Annotated in this window: 12 protein-coding genes, 2 tRNA genes and 2 pseudogenes; 15 read left to right on the forward strand and 1 reads right to left on the reverse strand. The window is 43.9% G+C overall.

The features are described 5' to 3' along the window. From WJ238_RS05090 to WJ238_RS05130, 9 genes and pseudogenes are all read left to right on the forward strand, one after another. Window positions 1-301, forward strand: a pseudogene (locus tag WJ238_RS05090) (DUF4194 domain-containing protein); the annotation flags it as partial. Next, window positions 252-3605 (forward strand): ATP-binding protein, encoded by a 3354-nt coding sequence (locus WJ238_RS05095; RefSeq protein WP_337606318.1) that lies wholly within the window; start codon window positions 252-254, stop codon window positions 3603-3605. The pseudogene WJ238_RS05090 and the gene WJ238_RS05095, both read left to right, overlap by 50 nt. A gap of 1023 nt (window positions 3606-4628) precedes the next feature. Further along, window positions 4629-6536, forward strand: a pseudogene (metG, locus tag WJ238_RS05100) (methionine--tRNA ligase); the annotation flags it as partial. Window positions 6537-6735: 199 nt separating this feature from the next. Further along, window positions 6736-7497, forward strand: coding sequence for a TatD family hydrolase (locus WJ238_RS05105; RefSeq protein WP_337606323.1), 762 nt, complete (start codon window positions 6736-6738; stop codon window positions 7495-7497). 34 nt (window positions 7498-7531) lie between these two features. Further along, window positions 7532-8407: a 16S rRNA (adenine(1518)-N(6)/adenine(1519)-N(6))-dimethyltransferase RsmA gene (gene rsmA, locus WJ238_RS05110; RefSeq protein WP_230107512.1), complete on the forward strand. Its 876-nt coding sequence runs from the start codon at window positions 7532-7534 to the stop codon at window positions 8405-8407. 41 nt (window positions 8408-8448) lie between these two features. Next, window positions 8449-9825, forward strand: coding sequence for a citrate/2-methylcitrate synthase (locus tag WJ238_RS05115; protein WP_230107513.1), 1377 nt, complete (start codon window positions 8449-8451; stop codon window positions 9823-9825). Window positions 9826-9859: 34 nt separating this feature from the next. Continuing rightward, a complete protein-coding gene (locus tag WJ238_RS05120) occupies window positions 9860-10789 on the forward strand; it encodes an alpha/beta fold hydrolase (protein WP_337606319.1) in 930 nt (309 codons plus the stop codon). Between the two features lie 400 nt (window positions 10790-11189). Next, window positions 11190-11260, forward strand: a tRNA-Gly gene (locus tag WJ238_RS05125). A 55-nt stretch (window positions 11261-11315) separates the two neighbouring features. After that, window positions 11316-11386: transfer RNA gene (locus WJ238_RS05130), tRNA-Gly, on the forward strand. Window positions 11387-11482: 96 nt separating this feature from the next. Here WJ238_RS05130 and WJ238_RS05135 read toward each other — a convergent pair. Then, window positions 11483-11815 carry a sporulation initiation factor Spo0A C-terminal domain-containing protein gene (locus WJ238_RS05135; RefSeq protein ID WP_230107515.1) on the reverse strand — a complete coding sequence of 111 codons (333 nt, stop codon included), beginning with the start codon at window positions 11813-11815 and terminating at the stop codon, window positions 11483-11485. A gap of 160 nt (window positions 11816-11975) precedes the next feature. Here WJ238_RS05135 and WJ238_RS05140 point away from each other — a divergent pair, with 160 nt between their 5' ends. The 6 genes from WJ238_RS05140 (at window position 11976) to WJ238_RS05165 (ending at window position 20311) form a co-directional block, all read left to right on the forward strand. Continuing rightward, the gene (locus WJ238_RS05140) at window positions 11976-12584 is read left to right on the forward strand and encodes a glycoside hydrolase family 25 protein (protein ID WP_337606320.1); all 609 of its coding nucleotides are present in this window, start codon (window positions 11976-11978) and stop codon (window positions 12582-12584) included. 116 nt (window positions 12585-12700) lie between these two features. After that, the gene (locus WJ238_RS05145) at window positions 12701-13396 is read left to right on the forward strand and encodes a response regulator transcription factor (RefSeq protein WP_230107517.1); all 696 of its coding nucleotides are present in this window, start codon (window positions 12701-12703) and stop codon (window positions 13394-13396) included. A 12-nt stretch (window positions 13397-13408) separates the two neighbouring features. After that, window positions 13409-15994, forward strand: a complete 2586-nt coding sequence (locus WJ238_RS05150) for a sensor histidine kinase (protein WP_316265899.1) — start codon at window positions 13409-13411, stop codon at window positions 15992-15994. 110 nt (window positions 15995-16104) lie between these two features. After that, window positions 16105-17265: a class I SAM-dependent methyltransferase gene (locus WJ238_RS05155; protein WP_230104892.1), complete on the forward strand. Its 1161-nt coding sequence runs from the start codon at window positions 16105-16107 to the stop codon at window positions 17263-17265. An 8-nt stretch (window positions 17266-17273) separates the two neighbouring features. Continuing rightward, window positions 17274-19703 (forward strand): hypothetical protein, encoded by a 2430-nt coding sequence (locus WJ238_RS05160; protein ID WP_337606321.1) that lies wholly within the window; start codon window positions 17274-17276, stop codon window positions 19701-19703. Between the two features lie 227 nt (window positions 19704-19930). Further along, a complete protein-coding gene (locus tag WJ238_RS05165; RefSeq protein ID WP_337606322.1) occupies window positions 19931-20311 on the forward strand; it encodes a hypothetical protein in 381 nt (126 codons plus the stop codon). The last annotated feature ends 44 nt before the right edge of the window (window positions 20312-20355 follow it).

The raw sequence follows: 20355 nt of genomic DNA on the forward strand, positions 1-20355 counted from the left end.
CCGTATAGTGGCGACGGCAGGTGAGATCAATCAGAAAGCAGGGGCGTTTCGTGTGATCAAGAGCATCCCATCTCCCACAGAGATGAGGAGGACCATAGCGCTTCTGAAAAAGTATCAGATTGTGGAGCCGCTGGACATTTTAGAGGAATTGAACGAAAATACGAGGATGATCATTTATCCTACAGTCAATCTGGTGCTTTCGGGAGATCATATCCGAGAACTGCTGGAAAGTTTTAGCGAGGAGGAAAACAGTGGAGAAGAAACAGCCATTCAAAATACTATCGAAGATCTGTCTGAATAACTGGCATTACATTGACAGGAAAATTCTCACCTTAAATGAAGGCATTAACTTTTTTACAGGACACTCAGGCAGCGGGAAATCTACAGTTATCGATGCGCTTCAGATCGTGCTGTACGCAAATACGGACGGCAGAGGATTTTTCAACAAGGCGGCAGCAGACGACTCCGACCGAAATCTGATCGAATACCTGCGCGGGATGGTAAATATCAGTGAAAATAATGAATCAGAATATCTGAGAAACAAAAACTTTTCCACCACAATCGTCCTGGAATTTACTAACAGTTCCACAAAAGAGGAGGAGTGTGTGGGAGTCGTATTTGATGTGGAAACTGCCTCCAATGATATAAACAGGCTCTTTTTCTGGCATCGGGGAGGCATTTTGCCAAATGCCTACAGAGGAGAGGGAAGAGTGCTGTCTACCCAGGAGATACGGGAATATCTGCAGAGGAATTTTTCACAGGAGAATTATTACTGTGGTCCCAGCAATGAACGGTTCCGCCGTCAGCTCTATGATGTCTATCTCGGCGGACTTGATATGGAGAAATTTCCCCGGCTTTTCAAGAGGGCGATTCCGTTCCGCATGAATATCCGGCTGGAGGATTTTGTGAAGGAATATATCTGCATGGAGCAGGATATTGAGATTGAAGGAATGCAGGAGAGTGTTCTCCAGTATGGAAGAATGCGAAGCAGAATAGAATCTATACTGGGAGAAATAAAATGGTTGACAAAGATCGAAGAAAATTTCGAATCTTATAAGGATAAGTGTCTGGAAGAGGAATCATGGAGCTATCGTGCCGGCCGGCTGGAGATTTTGCAGCTTGAAGCAAGACTGCAGGAAATTAAGGACCGCAAGGAGACAGCCATTCAGGAGACCGAACAGCAAAAGAAGACAGAGGAAAGCGTGGCTGCAAAGATCCGGGAAATTCAGAAAGAGTATGAAGATGTCATTGTAAAGATCGCCCAGACGGGATATGAGGAGATCAAAGGTCAGATCAAAGAAACGAATGCCTTCCTTGAACATCTGGAAAAGAGCAGAACAGACCTGATAAAACTGGCTGAAAGTATGGGAAAGTGGAAAAGTCAGGACCGCGTATCCAGCCAGACACTTCAGGATATCGGAAAATTCTGCAGTTTTAAGATTACGGAAGAAGAACTGGAACGGATCCAAAATAATCTGAAAGAAATCCGCCAGGAAGCCGAGGAGGAAAAAGCGGATATTGGAAGTCAGCTGCGGGATGTGAAGCAGAAGTTAAAGCTTCTGGGGGAAGAGGCGTCAGATCTGAAACAGGGGAAGAAGCATTACCCTCTGGAAATCGAGGAGGCGAGATACTATATCCGAAGCGAGCTGCAAAAGAGGGCAGGGAAATTTGTTCATGTTCAGATTCTTGCGGATCTGCTGGAAGTAGAAGATGAGACATGGCATGCTGCAGTGGAAGGCTGCCTGGGGAACCATAAGACAGCGCTTATGGTAGAACCGGAATATGCCGGGGAGGCCATAGAGATTTATGAATCCATGGATAAGAAAAAGTTTTGCCGGGCAGCAGTGGTTGATACGAAAAAGCTGATGGAGAATGAACACCCGGTACAGAAGAACTCACTGGCCGAGGAAGTGAAAGCAAAAGAAGAATATGCACAGGCATATATAAATTTCCTTCTGGGGAATATTATAAAGTGTAAATCTATTAATGAATTAAGAAATTATAAAATTTCTGCAACACCAGATTGCATTCTTTACAAAGGATATCGTGTTCAGCATATCAATCCGGAAAATTATACGAGAAGAGCTTATATCGGAGAAAACAGTTTAAGGAGAAGACGGAAACAGCTGGAAGAGAGGAAGGAGCAGCTGGAAAAGAGAAGGCTGCCTCTGGAAGAGGATATGGAGGATATCCGTACGCTCCTTTCCATGGAATATCTGGAACGTCCGGCAGCGGATTATCTTCATATGATGGCAGATATTTCCACGATCCGCAAAAAAGAAGCAGAAAGAGAAGAACTTCTGGCCCGCCTGGAAAAGATGCAGGGTGGAAATGTGGGGCAGCTGGAAGAGGAAAAAGAAAGGCTCAAGGAGCAGCAGGTTTTGAACGAGAAGAACCTGGAACAGATACGAAAAGAAATCTGGGGCCGGGAGAGCCGGATCCGTCAGGCAGATGTACAGTATCTGGATATCAGCAGTCAGCTTAAGGAGAAAGAGGCAGCCTTTTTGGAAGACAGCCGTCATGCTGAAAGTTTTCAGCGTTATCTGGCAGAAAAGCGAAGCAGTAATTATGAGTATCTGCGGGGACTTTGCCAGAGAGAGGTGCAGAGCTGTCAGTCAGAAAGGGAAGAAAGATATCAGGAACTTGTAGATGCAAGAAGCGAATATTTAAGGCAGTATCCCCACAGAAGCTTTTCCGTCGGAACAGAGGACAACAAAGAATACGCAGAGCTTCTTGACAGACTGAAATGCGACCATCTGGAAGAATATCAGAAAAAGGCAGCCCAGCAGGCACAGGCGGCAGTGCGCCACTTTAAGGAGGATTTCGTCTATAAAATACGAAGCGCCATTAAAGAAGCCTACCAGAGGCAGGATGAACTGAACCGCGTCATCAGCCGGCTGGATTTCGGAAAAGATAAATACCGGTTTGTCATCGGGCCGAATAAAGGGCCGGACGGTGTATATTACAAAATGTTTATGGACGATTCCCTGGAAATCAATCCGGCGCAGCTCCCTGACGCTATGGACAGCCAGATGGATCTTTTCACTATGGAGCACGAGGACCGTTATGGAGATGTGGTAAATGAGCTGATCCAGATTTTCATTCCGCCGGAACACGCTACTCCGGAAGAGATGGAGGAGGCAAAACGGAATATGAAGAAATATTCTGACTACCGAACCTATCTTTCTTTTGATATGCAGCAGATTGTCCGGGGCGAGAAAGATATGCATATCGGGCTTGGGAAAATGATACGGAAAAACTCCGGAGGAGAAGGGCAGAATCCGCTTTATGTAGCGCTTCTGGCAAGCTTTGCTCAAATGTACCGCCTGGATGAAGGGAGGCGGGGCCGACGCAATCCAACCATTCGCCTGGTTATTCTGGATGAGGCGTTTTCTAAAATGGATGCCGAGAAGGTGGCTACCTGTATCGAACTGATCCGGGGACTTGGCTTCCAGGCTATCATCAGTGCGACAAACGACAAGATCCAGAATTACCTGGAAAATGTGGATAAAACCTTTGTTTATGCAAACCCGGATAAACAGAGCATTTCCATTATGGAATTTGAAAAGGGAGAGTTTGCCGAACTTACGAAAGGGACAAGTTAAGCCTTGCGGCTGACCGGGGGATATGATATAGTAAAAACAGAAAAGGGAGCAACCGCCACAAAGTGGTTGACCTCTGGTTGATGATAAGCCTACCTGACGGTAACAAGATTGTAATAGAATTACCACCCTGAAACCGCTCAAAGTTTAGAGGGTGGTTTTTCTATGTTTAAAGCACTACTTGATAAACGTAAAAACGAATGTCAGTAATGCCAGGATGAACATTCCAAAGGCTATAAGATCTTTAAAGTCAAATGGTTTTTTGTCCATCAGCATCACCCCCCATTCTATGTAGAATGAAGGCCAAGCCACCCTGTAACACGATTACTCCGTTTGTACAGTATAACATAATGCAGACGGGCAGACAATCAAAAATAACGAAAAATGTAAACCAGTGTGCGGTGAGTGTAATCCTTGACATTTCAGAGTACCTATGCTAGGATTTTAGATACGATTAAACAAAGAAAACGCAGTGATGAAGAGAGTACTTCTGGAGAAGTTTTACAGAGAAATTCCTGTGCGGAAGACTTTGGAAAGAGTATATTTCTGAAGAAAACCGCCGCAAAGCTGAGAAGGAATAAATGAAAGCAGAAGGAAGATGGCTTCTGAGCGGCGCACCGACCGTTGGACAGTTGCTTGCAGGATGTAAGCGGCGATTCTATGTTCAGCGCAGGCTGCGATGGGTCCGCCCTTTACAGCGGACAGATGTCTTTTATGGCACCTGATGAGATTTCTGCCGTGAGGCAGGGATGAAAAGAAGTGGTAACACGGCTATGCTCGTCTTCTTTGGTTCTTTACAGAGCCAAAGGAGGCTTTTTTATTTAATAGGAAATTTCTTTCCTATTAAATAAAACGCTCCGCAGGATGCGCACTTGCGCGAAGTGGAATTTTGCCGCTAAGGCGACCGCGCTCGGCGCGAGAGTTCCGCAAGCGGAACTCTTTGTTCTTTGTCGGGAAACTTCATTGCCGGGCAAATGAATTACTTTATTTTTAGAAAAGCTGTAAAAGGAAGAGAAAAGGAGAGAAAGTGAAATGGAAAAACAGAAATTTTATATGACGACAGCGATTGCCTATACATCAGGCAAACCGCATATCGGCAACACTTATGAGATCGTACTGGCAGATGCGATCGCAAGATACAAAAGGAGCCAGGGATACGATGTATTTTTCCAGACAGGAACCGATGAACATGGACAGAAAATTGAGCTGAAGGCAGAGGAAGCAGGAGTTACCCCCAAAGAATTTGTGGACAATGTAGCCGGAGAAATTAAGAGAATCTGGGATTTGATGAATACTTCTTATGATAAGTTTATCCGTACAACGGACGCGGACCATGAGAGGCAGGTACAGAAGATTTTTAAGAAATTATATGAAAAAGGCGATATTTACAAAGGGTACTATGAAGGAATGTACTGTACGCCCTGTGAGTCCTTTTTTACAGAGTCCCAGCTTGTAGACGGCAAATGTCCGGACTGTGGACGTGAGGTACAGCCGGCAAAGGAAGAGGCGTATTTCTTTAAGATGAGCAAATATGCAGACCGTCTCATCGAGCACATTAACAGCCATCCTGAATTTATCCAGCCGGTTTCCAGAAAAAATGAGATGATGAACAATTTCCTTCTTCCGGGACTGCAGGACCTTTGTGTATCCAGAACTTCCTTTAAATGGGGAATCCCGGTAGATTTCGACCCGGATCATGTGGTTTATGTATGGCTGGATGCCCTGACAAACTACATTACCGGAATTGGATACGACTGTGACGGAGAGAGCACTGAGCAGTTTAAGAAGGACTGGCCGGCGGATCTCCACCTGATCGGCAAGGATATTATCCGTTTCCATACCATTTACTGGCCGATCTTCCTGATGGCGCTGGATCTGCCTTTGCCGAAACAGATCTTCGGACATCCGTGGCTGCTTCAGGGCGATGGAAAAATGAGTAAATCCAAGGGAAATGTACTGTATGCAGACGAGCTGGTAGATTTCTTCGGAGTAGATGCTGTGCGTTACTTTGTGCTTCATGAAATGCCGTTTGAAAACGACGGAGTGATTTCCTGGGAGCTGATGGTGGAAAGAATGAACTCTGATCTTGCCAATACACTGGGAAATCTGGTAAACCGTACCATTTCCATGACAAACAAATATTTTGGCGGAACAGTGACAGACAAAGGCGTGGCAGAAGAAGTAGACCAGGATTTGAAAGCGGTTAAAGAGAACATGCCAAAGGCAGTGGAAGAAAAGATGGACAGCTTGAGAGTGGCAGATGCGATTACCGAGATTTTCACCCTGTTTAAACGTTGCAATAAATACATTGATGAGACAATGCCGTGGGCGCTGGCTAAAGATGAGGCCAAGAAAGACCGCCTGGAAACAGTGCTTTACAATCTGCAGGAGAGCATCAAGGCAGGCGCACGGGCGCTGGAACCGTTTATGCCCGAGACATCAGAGAAGATCCTTGCACAGCTTGGCGATGGAAAAGTGACAGAGAAACCGGAAATCCTGTTCCAGAGACTTGACCTGGAAGAAGTAATGAAAAAAGTAGAAGAGCTTCATCCTCCGGTAAAAGAGGAAGAAGAAAAAGTGGAAAATGTGATCGATATAGAAGCAAAGCCGGAGATCACATTTGATGATTTCGGAAAAATGCAGTTCCAGGTGGGTGAAATCCTGGAATGTGAGGCAGTGCCGAAATCAAAGAAACTGCTTTGTTCCAAAGTGAGAGTAGGAAGCGAGATCAAGCAGATCGTATCCGGAATTAAGGCGCACTATACTCCGGAAGAAATGGTTGGAAAGAAAGTTATGGTTCTTGTAAATCTTAAACCGGCAAAACTGGCGGGAGTATTATCAGAAGGTATGCTGCTGTGCGCCGAGGATGCAGACGGCAACCTGGCCCTGATGACGCCGGAGAAAGATATGCCGGCCGGGGCTGAAATCTGCTAGTCGAGGACGAAATAATTTCAAAAAAGAATAAGGCGGCTGTAAAAGAGGGCGGAGGATTCATTGAAATCCCGGCCCTCTTTTATGTTCATTCATAAAAATTTAATTTTCCCGTAATATGAATTTAAACAGTTTTATGGTATAATTGTTCTACTCTTTTTAGAGCAATCATTTTGAAAAACGAGAGTAGACAGAAAATATGATGATTTTTGATACCCATGCACATTATGATGATGAACAATTTAATCTGGACAGAGAAGAACTGCTTTCGTCCATGGAAGCCGGAGGAGTCGGCACGATCATGAATGTAAGCGCATCCTTTGACTCCTGTGAGAATGTGCTTGGCCTGGCCCGTCAATATCCGTTTGTGTATGCAGCGATCGGTGTACATCCTGATCATGTGGGATGTCTGGATGAAGAGAAGATACAGAAAATGCAGGAGCTTCTTGAGGATGAGAAGGCGTTGGCAGTAGGAGAGATCGGACTTGATTATTACTGGAAGGAAGAGCCGGAGGAAATTCAGCAGAAATGGTTTATCCGTCAGCTTCAGCTGGCAAAGGATATGGATCTTCCGGTTATTATTCACAGCAGGGATGCAGCTGCCGATACGCTGCGCATTATGAAAGAGCATGGCAGAGACATTGGCGGTGTGATCCACTGTTTTTCCTATTCTCGGGAGATTGCCCTGGAATATGTGAAAATGGGCTACTACATCGGTATCGGAGGCGTGGTGACATTTAAAAACGGAAGAAAACTGAAGGAGGTTGCGGAGGCTGTGCCGCTCTCTTCGATCGTACTGGAAACAGATTGTCCGTATCTTGCGCCGGTGCCGAACCGAGGAAAGAGAAATCATTCCCTGAATCTGACCTATGTGGCAGAAGAGATTGCCCGTATAAAGGGGATTTCTGCCAGTGACGTGATAGAAGAGACAGAGAAAAATGCAAGAAATCTGTACAGGCTGTAAGGAGTGAGGGGAGAAAAATAAAGGAGGTGGGGGATTGGGAGCAACTCTTGGAAATCCGCAGAATACCATTGAGATATTAAAAAAATATAATTTTTCATTTCAAAAAAAATTCGGACAAAATTTTCTTATAGATACTCATGTGCTTGACAAAATCATAGCAGCAGCAGAAATCACAAAGGATGATTTTGTGCTGGAGATAGGTCCCGGAATCGGGACGATGACACAGTATCTTGCAGAATCTGCAGGGAAGGTTACGGCAGTAGAAATCGACAAGTCTTTGATACCTGTTCTTGAAGATACCCTGAAAGAGTACCAGAATGTAACAATTATTAATGAAGATGTTCTTAAGCTTGATCTTAATGATCTGGTTTTGAAAGAAAATGGAGGAAGGCCCATCAAAGTAGTGGCAAATCTTCCATATTATATTACGACGCCCATTATTATGGGATTATTTGAAAAGCATGTTCCATTGGAAAGCATCACGGTTATGGTGCAGAAAGAGGTGGCAGACCGCATGCAGGTCGGTCCCGGAACCAAGGATTACGGCGCATTGTCTCTGGCAGTGCAGTATTACGCCAAGCCGTATATTGTGGCAAATGTTCCGCCCAACTGTTTTATGCCAAGACCAAAAGTAGGATCGGCAGTCATACGGCTTACGGTACATCAGGAACCTCCTGTACATGTGGAGGATGAGAAGCTGATGTTTGGGATTATCCGGGCGTCCTTCAATCAGAGAAGAAAAACATTGGCGAATGGATTGAAAAACTCAGCAGAGCTGAATCTTTCCAGAGAAGTAATTGCAGAATGCATCGAAGAACTCGGCAAAGGGCCGGGGATCCGAGGAGAGGCATTGACGCTGGAAGAGTTTGCGATGCTCAGTAATAGCATTTATCACAAGATAAATGAGTAACCTGTAAATTTATGAATTGAGACAGAAAGGAGAATGCGCTCATGGAAAAACGTTATCCTGCAGCAAGAGCATTATTTGAAATCACGCCGGAGATTGAACACCTGGCTGAACTATGTGAAGAAAAGAATGCGATTGACAAAGAGCTTTACACAAAATATGAGGTAAAGAGAGGGCTTCGAGATTTAAACGGAAAAGGCGTCCTGGCGGGACTTACTAATGTTTCCGATATTTGTGCAAAGAAAATAGTAAACGGAGAAGAAGTTCCCTGTGAAGGAAATCTTTATTACCGCGGTTACAATATTAAAGACCTGGTAAAGGGATTTCTGGAAGCGGAGCACTTTGGATTTGAAGAAATTACATACCTTCTTCTCTTTGGAGAACTTCCTACAAGTCAGGAGTTGGAGAAATTTCATGAGACATTGGTTGAGAGAAGAACACTTCCTCCCAATTTTGTGAGAGATGTCATTATGAAAGCTCCAAGCAGAGATATGATGAACAGTCTTTCACGGTCTATTCTGAATATGTATTCCTATGATGCAAAAGCAGATGATACGTCAATTCCCAATGTATTGAGACAGTGTCTGAATCTGATCAGTCAGTTCCCGATGATGATGGTTTACGGTTATCACGCATACAATTACCGTATGGGTGAAGACTTGTTTATCTATGCGCCAAAACCGGAGTTGTCCACAGCTGAAAATATTTTGATGATGCTGCGGGAAGATCGGAAATACACGAAACTGGAGGCTAAAATTTTAGACATGGCTCTGGTTCTCCATATGGATCACGGCGGCGGTAATAATTCTACTTTTACTACACACGTTGTAACCTCTTCAGGAACCGACACATATTCAACGATCGCAGCAGCAATGGCTTCTTTGAAAGGACCGAAACATGGCGGAGCAAATATCAAAGTAACACAGATGTTTGAAGATATGAAAAAGACCGTCAGCGACTGGGAAGATAGAGATGCTGTCAGACAGTATCTGTGCGATCTTCTGGATAAAAAAGTCTTTGACCAAAAAGGACTGATTTATGGAATGGGACATGCAGTTTACTCCATTTCTGACCCGCGTGCAGATATTTTTAAAAAATTTGTGAAGCAGCTGGCAGTAGAAAAAGGATTTGAAAAAGAGTATGCACTTTATGAAATGGTAGAGCATATGGCTCCGGAAATTATCGGCGAAAAGCGCCGGATCTACAAAGGAGTAAATGCGAATGTTGACTTTTACAGCGGACTTGTATACAGCATGCTGGGACTTCCAAGTGCTCTTTATACGCCGATCTTTGCGGCGGCGCGTATTGTAGGATGGAGCGCGCATCGTCTGGAAGAGCTGAAAAATGTAGATAAGATCATACGACCGGCATACAAAGCACTGGCTCCGCACAGGGAATACATCAAGATGGAAGACAGATAAAAGTGAAACAGTGAATTTCCAGGAGGAAAATCTCATGAAAAAAGAGTTTTACTACCCTTCGGCTGACGGAGAAACCCAGATTCACGCAGTGGAATGGATACCGAAGGGTGAGGTTCGGGCAATACTCCAGATCAGTCACGGCATGGTAGAGTATATAGACCGATACGATGAATTTGTTTCCTGGCTTACCGAAAAAGGCTGGTATGTAACCGGCAACGATCATTTGGGACATGGAAAATCCGTTTCTTCGGAAGAAAAATATGGATTTTTCCATGAAACAGATGGGAACCGTTGTGTGATCGCAGATATCCACAGATTAAGGGAACGCACGGAGCAGACATATCCAGGCGTTCCTTATTTTATGATGGGGCATAGCATGGGATCCTTTTTGGTAAGACAGTATCTTTTTACATATGGAAACGGACTGGCCGGCGCAATTATAATGGGAACAGGGCATAAGAGTGCGGCTGTTTTGAATTTGGGGCAGATGCTCTGCAGGATCATTGCCGGTGTAAAGGGATGGAATTTTCGCAGCAATTTGATCAACGCACTGGGGATAGGAAGTTATAATAAAAAATTTGAACCTTGCGAAAGTAAGAAAGAATGGGTGACATCGGATCCGGAAATCAGAGGCAGATATGAAGCAGATCCTCTTTGCAGTTTTGTATTTACTGTAAATGGATACCACCAGATGTTTGAAGGCATGAAAGAGCTGACAAAAAGGAGTAACATGAAGAAAATGCCGAAAAATCTGCCTTTATTATTTGTGTCTGGAGAAAAAGACCCGGTAGGTGGTTTTGGGAAAGATGTAAAAAAGGTATATGAATCTTATCTTAAGGCCGGCATGAAGAATGCCGAGATCAGACTCTATGAAAATGACCGTCATGAGATTTTGAATGAACAGGATCGAAGAGTGGTTTATGAAGAGCTGTATCAGTGGATGGAAAGGAACCTTTCGGGATAAAAGAGCAGACTAAAACAGCGGAAACCCGCTAACCTTACGGCTACCGGGTTTCCGTTGTTGTTATAGTTATCTAAAGGAATGAGAGTAAAGTGCAACACCAAAGGACTACAAGCCCTGGTGTCTTACTTTATGAGGGGGGAGATAGTTGACTCCTGTTCAACTATCTGAACATAGTATAATCTATAAATATGTCCAAAGTATGTTAAATCTATAAAAGAAAAAGAAATTTTCTTAAAACAACCTTAAGAATTAAGAAAATTCCAATAAACTGCAAATATATGAGTCGAATTAAGAAATATTTATTCTAATTATAGCAGATAACACAGCAAAATCAAGCCCGAAGAAATTTTAATTTTCCTCTTGCAATTTTTAAAATTATATGATAATATATCTTTTGTTCGCGGGTGTAGTTCAATGGTAGAACACCAGCCTTCCAAGCTGGATACGTGGGTTCGATTCCCATCACCCGCTTATTTTTATGCCGTATTCTTGATTTTTTCCCAGAAGATGTTATACTGATATATATGCAGATATAGTCTATCGGTATGACGCTAGCTTCCCAAGCTGGAAAGGCGGGTTCGACTCCCGTTATCTGCTTAAAGATAAGCCGAGAGTGCTGAAAGTTCAGCATTCCCGGCTTCTTTTATGTTTCAGCTGTTTTGCAGACATTGGGAAAGAAAAGTAGGATGGGATTCAGGAAACCAGAGTCCCTCTCAAGTGACCGGTCAGGATATCTACAAATTCTCCGGTTGTAGGCTTGCTAAGCAGGGGACAGGGAGAAATAGTCGTTAGCAGACTCCTGTTTCCCCTCTCCCAGCAGACATTGATAACTGTGCGGAGATCGCGCTCTACACTTCCCACGCTCGTGTGGCAGATTTCCGCGATTTTGGGATAAAGTACCTTGCTGATTCCAAGCAGGTAATCCTCATCCCGAAGACAAAGATCAATTGCAATGACCAGATATCTATAACCTCGATATGTAGCACCGATTCCAAGAGAACGAACTAAATATTGAATTGCTTCCATTTGTTCGATAACTATAACTCCCTTCTTGCAGACGGGATTCCTTAATTTATCATAACTGAAAGTTACCATATTTTTATTATAGACGACATTATTCGATATAATTCGACAAAATAAGAAATCGAGGGAACGTTTTGAAAAAAGTACAATATATTATTAGTAAATGGGATCGTATGGGGAAACGGTTGTGGGAATATATGGTATTGATGTGGGCGAAATGCAGGGAAACATTAACTGGGAACAAGTGAAAAAAGAAGGCGTCCAGTTTGCGATGCTGCGGTCCGGATATGGGGCGGGAAGTATGGATGTACAGTTCCGGAAAAATGCAGAAGGGTGCGCCAGAGAGAAAATTCCCTTTGGAGTATACTGGTCTTCTTATGCCTGGACGCCCCGGATGGCACGGAAAGAGGCGGAATTTTGCATAGAAACAATAGAAGAGTATAAGTTATCCTACCCGGTTTCCTTTGTTTTTGATAAAGACTCTGTAAAATATGTGGAGACAAAGGGAATTGCTGTTACAAAAATACTGGCGACAGAGATGGCGGAAGCCTTCTGCAGACGGATAGAGGAGCTGGGATATCGGCCTATGTATTATAGTAATAAGGATTTTCTTGGCCGGATGTTTGATGAAAGTCTGCAGAAAAAGTATGCTCTTTGGTATGCACAGTATGAAGGGGAATCCCATTCAGAAAAGACTGTAATATGGCAATATACGAACAAAGGGAGGATAAGAGGGATCAAAGGGGATGTGAATGAAAATATGGCTTATTAAAAACGGCGCTGCTATGGAGCGGCGCTGTTTCTATGTTCATAATATCTTAAGAATTTCCGAAACTCCCTCTTAAAAATTACCTGCTATTCTTGTAATATATAAGGGAGGTGATGAAAATGTCAAAAATATTGGTATGTGATGATGACAAAGAAATAGTGGAGGCAATTGAAATATATCTGACTCAGGAAGGATATGAAGTAGTAAAGGCATATGACGGACAAGAGGCATTAAAGGTATTGAAAGAAACGCCGATAGACCTTCTGGTGATCGATGTCATGATGCCAAGGCTGGATGGGATCAGAGCAACTCTTAAAATCAGAGAGGAAAATAATATTCCCATTATTATTCTTTCGGCGAAATCGGAGGATGCGGATAAAATACTGGGACTGAATGTAGGGGCAGATGATTATGTGACAAAGCCGTTTAATCCACTGGAACTGGTGGCGAGAGTGAAATCTCAGCTTCGCCGCTACACCAGCCTTGGAAGCACAGTAAAAAATGAAAATGAAGCAGTGTACACAACAGGGGGGCTGTCTATCAATGATGACCTCAAGGAGGTTACCGTGGACGGGGAACCGGTAAAATTGACACCTATCGAATATAATATTTTATTGCTTCTTGTTAAAAACCAGGGGAAAGTCTTTTCTATTGAACAGATTTATGAAAGTATATGGAACGAGGATGCAATCGGGGCGGATAATACAGTAGCGGTGCATATCCGGCATATCCGGGAGAAAATTGAAATTAATCCAAAAGAGCCCCGGTATTTAAAAGTCGTATGGGGAGTCGGCTATAAGATAGAAAAACTTTAGGAGGGAGCTATTATGAAAAACTGGTACAAATCAGCGCCGTTGAAAGGGATTCTTCTGGTGATCCAACATGTACTGGTTATCCTGGCGGCTGTCAGTTTCGTGTGGTTGGCGGCATATCCGGGAATCACACAGGATATTCTTTCAGAAAAAAATGTGGAAAATTATGAAGAGTCCCAGGGATTTGGAAGAGAAGTGCTCGCGGATTCACAGAATGCGCTGGCTATACTTATGGAAAAGGAACAGCTGGAGACAAATGGAAAGCTGGATGAAAATAAAATTGTAGATATCAGGGAACTGTCGGATCATTCGACAATAAGCGGAGAGAACAAAAACGGTCTTGCATACCGCCTGGGTGAGTTGAATGACTGGGGAATCCGCAGGGAGAATGGAGAGATCGCCACCTCGGAAGAGGGGGGGTATAATTCGATCATCGTCTGTGAAAAGCAGGGCGGCGGATATCAATATTTTTATTACGATGAATTTCGTGAATTGATTGAAAACGGCTCTCTTTCCTTTGTGGAAGATTCGGAAACCACAGTGACGCAGGAAGATGTGCTGGAATGGCTGCGGGACGGGTCGTTTTACAAAGGCGCTACCGGATGGTCGTCAGAAGCGCTTATTGACAGAAATAACCAGATCCAGTACCGGACATTCTGGAATTATGACGGGTACTGGATAGATGAGGCATATGCTCCGGTGGGAGCCCAAAATATCCTGGAAGTTGTCAATAACAATCCAGAATGGAACGGGAAGCTGCAGGAGGCGTTTTATCTGCTTGATGCAAGTATTGGCACCATCAGAAGCGACATGGTCAATTATGAAGAAATGGGAAATTTCTGGACAGAAGGAAACACCAATCTGACCTATTTGTATGCTGATACCGCTGATAAAACCATATATACAAATAAAGAAGAATATAAGGATTACGGTAAGCTGGAGGAGAATCTTCAGAAATTGACAAGCAGCGGACGTTTCGCATTGGTAGAACCAAAGCTTGCGGATTTTCAGTCAAATATCAACGGGGCAGATGCGAATGAGTGGACACATGTGATCTCGGAAATGTGCGGCAAAAAGGATGATTTTGTTTATGCAGTCAATGTAGATACCGATTTTCCGGTCCAGGATAGTTACTACAGTCAAAATGTGCTTTATGAGGAGTACGGACCGCAGATCACGGGAATGCTTGTTATGGGAATCCTGTCAGTGATCGGAATTATTGCTGCATTTGTCTGGCTTACGATCGTGGCGGGACGGACGCCGGAAGATCAGGAGATACATCTGAATTTACTGGACCGTATAAAAACAGAACTTATGGCAGTGATCTCCGTAGGTGTGTGGGTATTCATCATATATTTGATTACGGATATTTACTCTTATTCATCGTCGTATTCGACAGTGGAAGCCTATAGTGAGAACTCTTATGCTGCAGTGCTGAATGTTACTGCTTCGGATATTGTGCTGGTAAGTATCATAGCCCTCTTAAGCTGCATGATCTTTATGACAGCATATTTAAGCCTGGTCCGCCGCATCAAGGCGAGAACGCTCTGGAAAAACAGTATATTGAAGTGGCTGGTGCAGGTGTTTGGAAAAGTGGTACGGCACATGGGCGAAATATGGAGAACCGTGCTGGTACTGGCAGGAATTGCATTCCTGAATATTCTGGGCATTGGGACAGCCTCCGGACCGGTGGTCCTTTTAATGGTCATTGCAGATCTGGCTGGTGCTGTTTATATGGTCTATCAGGCAGTGGGAAGACACAAGATCGGCCGGGGAATAGAGAGGATTGCAAAAGGTGAGGTTGACTACAAAATCCCTTTGGAAGGGCTGAAAGGAGGACAAAGAGAGATCGCAGAGAAAATTAATACAATAGGAGAAGGACTGGATGCAGCAGTGGAGGCCAGTATGAAAAATGAACGCCTTAAGACAGACCTTATTACAAATGTATCCCATGATATCAAGACACCTCTTACGTCCATTATCAATTATGTGGATCTTCTGAAGAGAGAAAACTTTACGGATCCCAAGATCCGGGGGTATCTGGATATTCTGGAGGCGAAGGCACAGAGGCTGAAAACATTGACAGAGGATGTAGTGGAGGCATCCAAGGTCAGCTCCGGAAATATTTCCCTGGAATATATGGATATCAATCTGACAGAAATGATTCAGCAGACCAGCGGAGAATTTGAAGAAAAATTCCGTAAAAGACGTTTAACAGAAGTACTCAGTATTCCGAAAGAACCGGTTATTATTCGGGTTGACGGCCGCAGAATGTGGAGAGTACTGGAAAATATTTATAACAATGCGGCAAAATATGCAATGGAAGGGACAAGAATCTATGCAGATCTGAGTGTGTCAGATCAGACGGTCGTGTTCTCCTTGAAAAATATATCTGAACAGCCTTTGAATATCAGAGCGGATGAACTGACAGAACGCTTCATCAGAGGAGATGTTTCCAGAAGTACAGAAGGAAGCGGACTCGGTCTTTCCATAGCCAAGTCATTGACGACCATGCAGGGAGGAACTTTCGACCTGTATCTGGACGGAGATTTGTTCAAAGTGACGATCACCTTCCCGGAAGTCAAAAAAACCCAGGGTTAATTGCAAAAAAGGACACCACTAATGTTAAATTGGGACGTAGTAAACTTAAACTTTACTACGTCCCAATTTGATACATTTACACATTTGTTGAATTACGCTATAATATGGCTATGGAAAATTTAAGACAATTATTCAAGGACAATTTAAATACAGATTTTATCACAGCGGTATTGAGCAATCCGCGCCAAAAAGGGCACGTCAGTAAGGTGCGGGTGCGCCCTCTGATGAAAGGCGGCATGCTTTTCTTTCAGTTGGAGGAGCAGAAAGGCACCCAGGCTTTTCACAGGAATTTGAACGCAGAAGAGACTTGTGAAGAGTTGATGCAGTATATGGAAGAAATGAAGCAGATGCAGATGGAAACGAGACGGTTCTTTTTTTCTATATTAGTAAGCAAGAAAGGGAAGGTTACAATAAAGAAAAAAGCTCAGACCGGTACGGTGAAGGAAGTGGACTTTTCTCATGACAGGAAGAAGCGATATATTCTTAAAGAGGGAACGAAGATTCCGTTTCTTGTAGATCTTGGCGTTATGACGGAAGAGGGAAAGATTATAAAATCCCGTTTTGACAAATTTCGTCAGATTAATCGATTTCTGGAATTTATTGAGGATGTGCTGCCGCAGCTTCCGGGGGACAGAGAGATCACCATTCTGGACTTCGGATGCGGAAAATCCTATCTGACGTTTGCGATCTATTATTATCTCCATGAGCTGAAGGGCTATGATATACGGATCATCGGTCTGGATCTGAAGGCAGATGTCATTCGCCGTTGTAATGAACTGAGTAAAAAATACGGCTATCAGAAGCTGAAGTTCCTCGAAGGCAATATTGCGGATTATACAGGGGTAAATGCGGTGGATATGGTTGTTACACTTCATGCCTGCGACACAGCAACCGATTTTGCTCTGGCGAAGGCAGTGGAGTGGAATGCAAAAGTTATTCTGTCTGTTCCCTGCTGTCAGCATGAACTGAACGGTCAGATTCAAAATGATATCCTGAAACCTGTTCTGAAATACGGGCTGATCAAGGAGAGAATGGCGGCTTTGATTACGGATGCGCTGCGCGCGGAATACCTGGAAGGGCAAGGGTATGAAACCCAGATTTTGGAATTTATCGATATGGAGCATACCCCGAAAAATATTCTGATCCGCGGAATAAAGAACGGACAGAGACAGAGTATGGAGGCAGTGGAAAGATGTGAAGAGGCGCTTCATGTGTCTCCGACCTTGAAACATCTGCTGGAAACAGTACATGGAGTAGAAATGAAGGAGTAGTAATAGCAATGAAGAAACACCTGATCAATGCGGGGATTCTGACAGCGGTTTTTATTGCTGCTGTGATTTTGTTCAGCTACCTTACGAACAGGGGAAATAATAACATGACAGCAGATCTTGGCGGGGCAACACTCCCGTCAGTTTCTTTTTCCTGTGAAGGGTATGAAGTGAATTATCTGAACGGCTATAAAAAGGAAATGGATCTGTCCACTATGAGGGACAGCATTACCCCAGTCAGTGGAAATAAGCTGGAAATGCATATCGAATCTTATGAGAGCCGGATCCAGTCTGCAAACTGCGCGGTGTATACGCTGGACGGCAAGGAAAAGCTGGGCAAAAATACATATAATGATCCGGAAAAGACGGTAACGATAGAATTTGAGGACGGCATCCTGTCAGAAGAACGTCTTATGATCCTGACCCTTTCTGTGGATGACCGGGAAATCTATTATTATACGAGAGTGGCGGATTCGGCTGATTTTTCCATGTCCGCCTGTCTGGAATATGTATATAACTATCACAATAATGCGATGGGAAAAGTAGAAAACGTAGGAGTAGGAGCGGCCCTGGAACCTTCGGGAGAGGCGGTGACAAGTTTTTACCATGTAAATATTAATTCTGATTACGACCATGTTTCCTGGGGAGGGCTGGAACCGGCAGTGGAGGGAACGGAACGCTGGAAAATCGTGGAAGCAAATGAAACGTACACCTCCGTGCTTCTGGAATATGAAGTGCGCTGCAAAGGGGAAGAAAATGAGACAGACCTTTACACAGTAGATGAGTTCTTCCGGGTGCGGAACGTGGCCGGGACCATGTATCTGCTGAATTATGACCGGACGATGGATCAGATTTTCAATCCGGAACAGACCGTGCTAAGTGAAAATGGAATCCTGCTGGGAATTACAGACCCGGATGTACAGTATCTTGTAAGCAATGACGGAGTGAGAACGGCGTTCATACAGGCAAATGAACTGTGGTATTACAATCAGGACAGCGATGAGATGTCCCTTTTGTTCAGTTTCATGGATTCGGAAAGCGCTGATATAAGAAATCTGACAGATGAACATGAGATCAATCTCCTTTCCATGGATAAATCAGGTAATGTAACCTTTGCGGTATGCGGATATATGAACCGTGGAAGCCATGAAGGGGAAGTGGGAACTGCAGTTTACTTCTATGACTCGGAAAAGAACAGTATTGATGAGAAAGCTTTCATTCCCAGTACAAAATCAGCGGCAGTGACAGCCCAGGAGTCTGGCAATATGGTTTACTACAGTGTAGCCCGGGAAATGCTTTACGTACTCACAGGCGGTACACTTTATGAAACAGATATGGAGAAAAAAGAGACAGCTACTCTGGTGGAAAATCTGACAGACCGGCAGTACGTAACATCAGAGGACGGACATCTTTTGGCATATCAGTCTAATGGAACATTGGAGCAGGCAACTGAGATTGTTGTAAAAGATCTGGAAAGCGGAAAGGATCGTACAGTGGAGTGTCAGGAGGGAGAATGTATTCTGCCCCTTGGATTCGTCAATGAAGATTTTGTGTGTGGAACGGCGAGAACATCAGACATAGGACAAAATGTATCCGGTGAAACGATGATTCCTATGTATAAAGTAGAGATACGTGATTCGGACAATGAGGTAGTTAAGACGTATGAATCGGACAGTGATTTCGTGTCGGGAGCCGAAATAAGCGACGGAATGATCAATCTGGAACGGGTAGTGAAAAACGGAAATATCTACACAGGTATTGCATCCAGTCAGATTACGAGCAATGAAGAGAGAAAGGAAAGCAATATTTCTCTCGAGTCTTATGTGACAGAATTAAAAGAAACCCAGATGCGCCTTACATTTGTGGATGGTATTTCTGATCTGGAGCCTAAAGTTCTTAAACCGAAACAGGTATTATATGAACAGCCCACAGAGATAGAGTTTGAGGAAAAGGAAAGCCGGGACGCCTATTACGTATATGGAACGGGGTGTCTCCAGGGAGTTTATGGCAGCGCAAATGATGCGGTTTTGAAAGCGGACGAGGTGAGCGGCGTTGTCATTTCTGCCGGACAAAGTTATGTCTGGGAGAGAGGGAACCGGAGTCTTAACTATCTCACTACCGGAAAAGATGATGTTATCAATACTCTGCGGGAGCTGCTGAATGGAGGAACCGGAGCAATGGATGCGGTCAGACAGACGATCGGTGAAAACGTGCTGGATCTGTCCGGATGCACAACGGAAGAAATGCTGTATTTTGTCAGCCGGGGAATTCCTGTGGTAGGAATGACGGGAGAGGGAAGTTCGGTTATCCTGATCGGATATGATCAGACCTATGTTACTTACATTGATACAGCTTCAGGCAGCCGAAGCGCCATCTCTTATGAGCAGATGGACGCTGCGCTTGCAGGGACAGGACGCGCGTTTGTGAGCTGCATTCCGTAAACCGCTGCTGCGACAGCGTTACATAAAAATATAATACAGAAGAAATTGCCGAAGTGGCCGGAGAGAAATTGACGGACGTTTCGGCAGTTTTTTATTTCTGAAATCTTTCTGTCAGTAAAGTCTCAATTCACACTTCCTTCACCAAAAAGATATTGAATATCACCAAAAACACAACTATAATGGTATAAAAGAAAAAGAATACCTTGAAGGTATGCAAAAGGAGAATTATGACAGAGATATTGATTTGCGGGTGCACTGAGCTGTTTACGGAAGATGCCCTTCTCCGTCTGGCGGAAGAGTATCGTGTGGTGATCGCGGGACCTTCGGCAGTATCAGGAAACCAGAAACATATAACAGCATATAAGACATCACCGACAGAGGAAAAGTTCCGTCAGTTGTTTGATGTATATAGCTTCCAGACCATTTACTATGTGAGCGGGTATACAGACGGGGGAAATGGTCTCTTTGGTGAAACACAGCAGCTGGAGCAGGTTATGCTGGAATGCAGCCGTTCGCGGGTGGATAAGCTGGTTGTTTTTTCGACGGTGGACAGTCAGAATTATATGGCCAGTTATGGGAAACAAGGTGAGCTGTTAAAGGTTAAATGAAAAACTAATTTCCACCATCGGATCTTATCGATAAATAAAGGATT

The sequence above is a fragment of the Claveliimonas sp. genome (assembly GCF_037273965.1).
GTDB lineage: Bacteria > Bacillota > Clostridia > Lachnospirales > Lachnospiraceae > Claveliimonas > Claveliimonas bilis.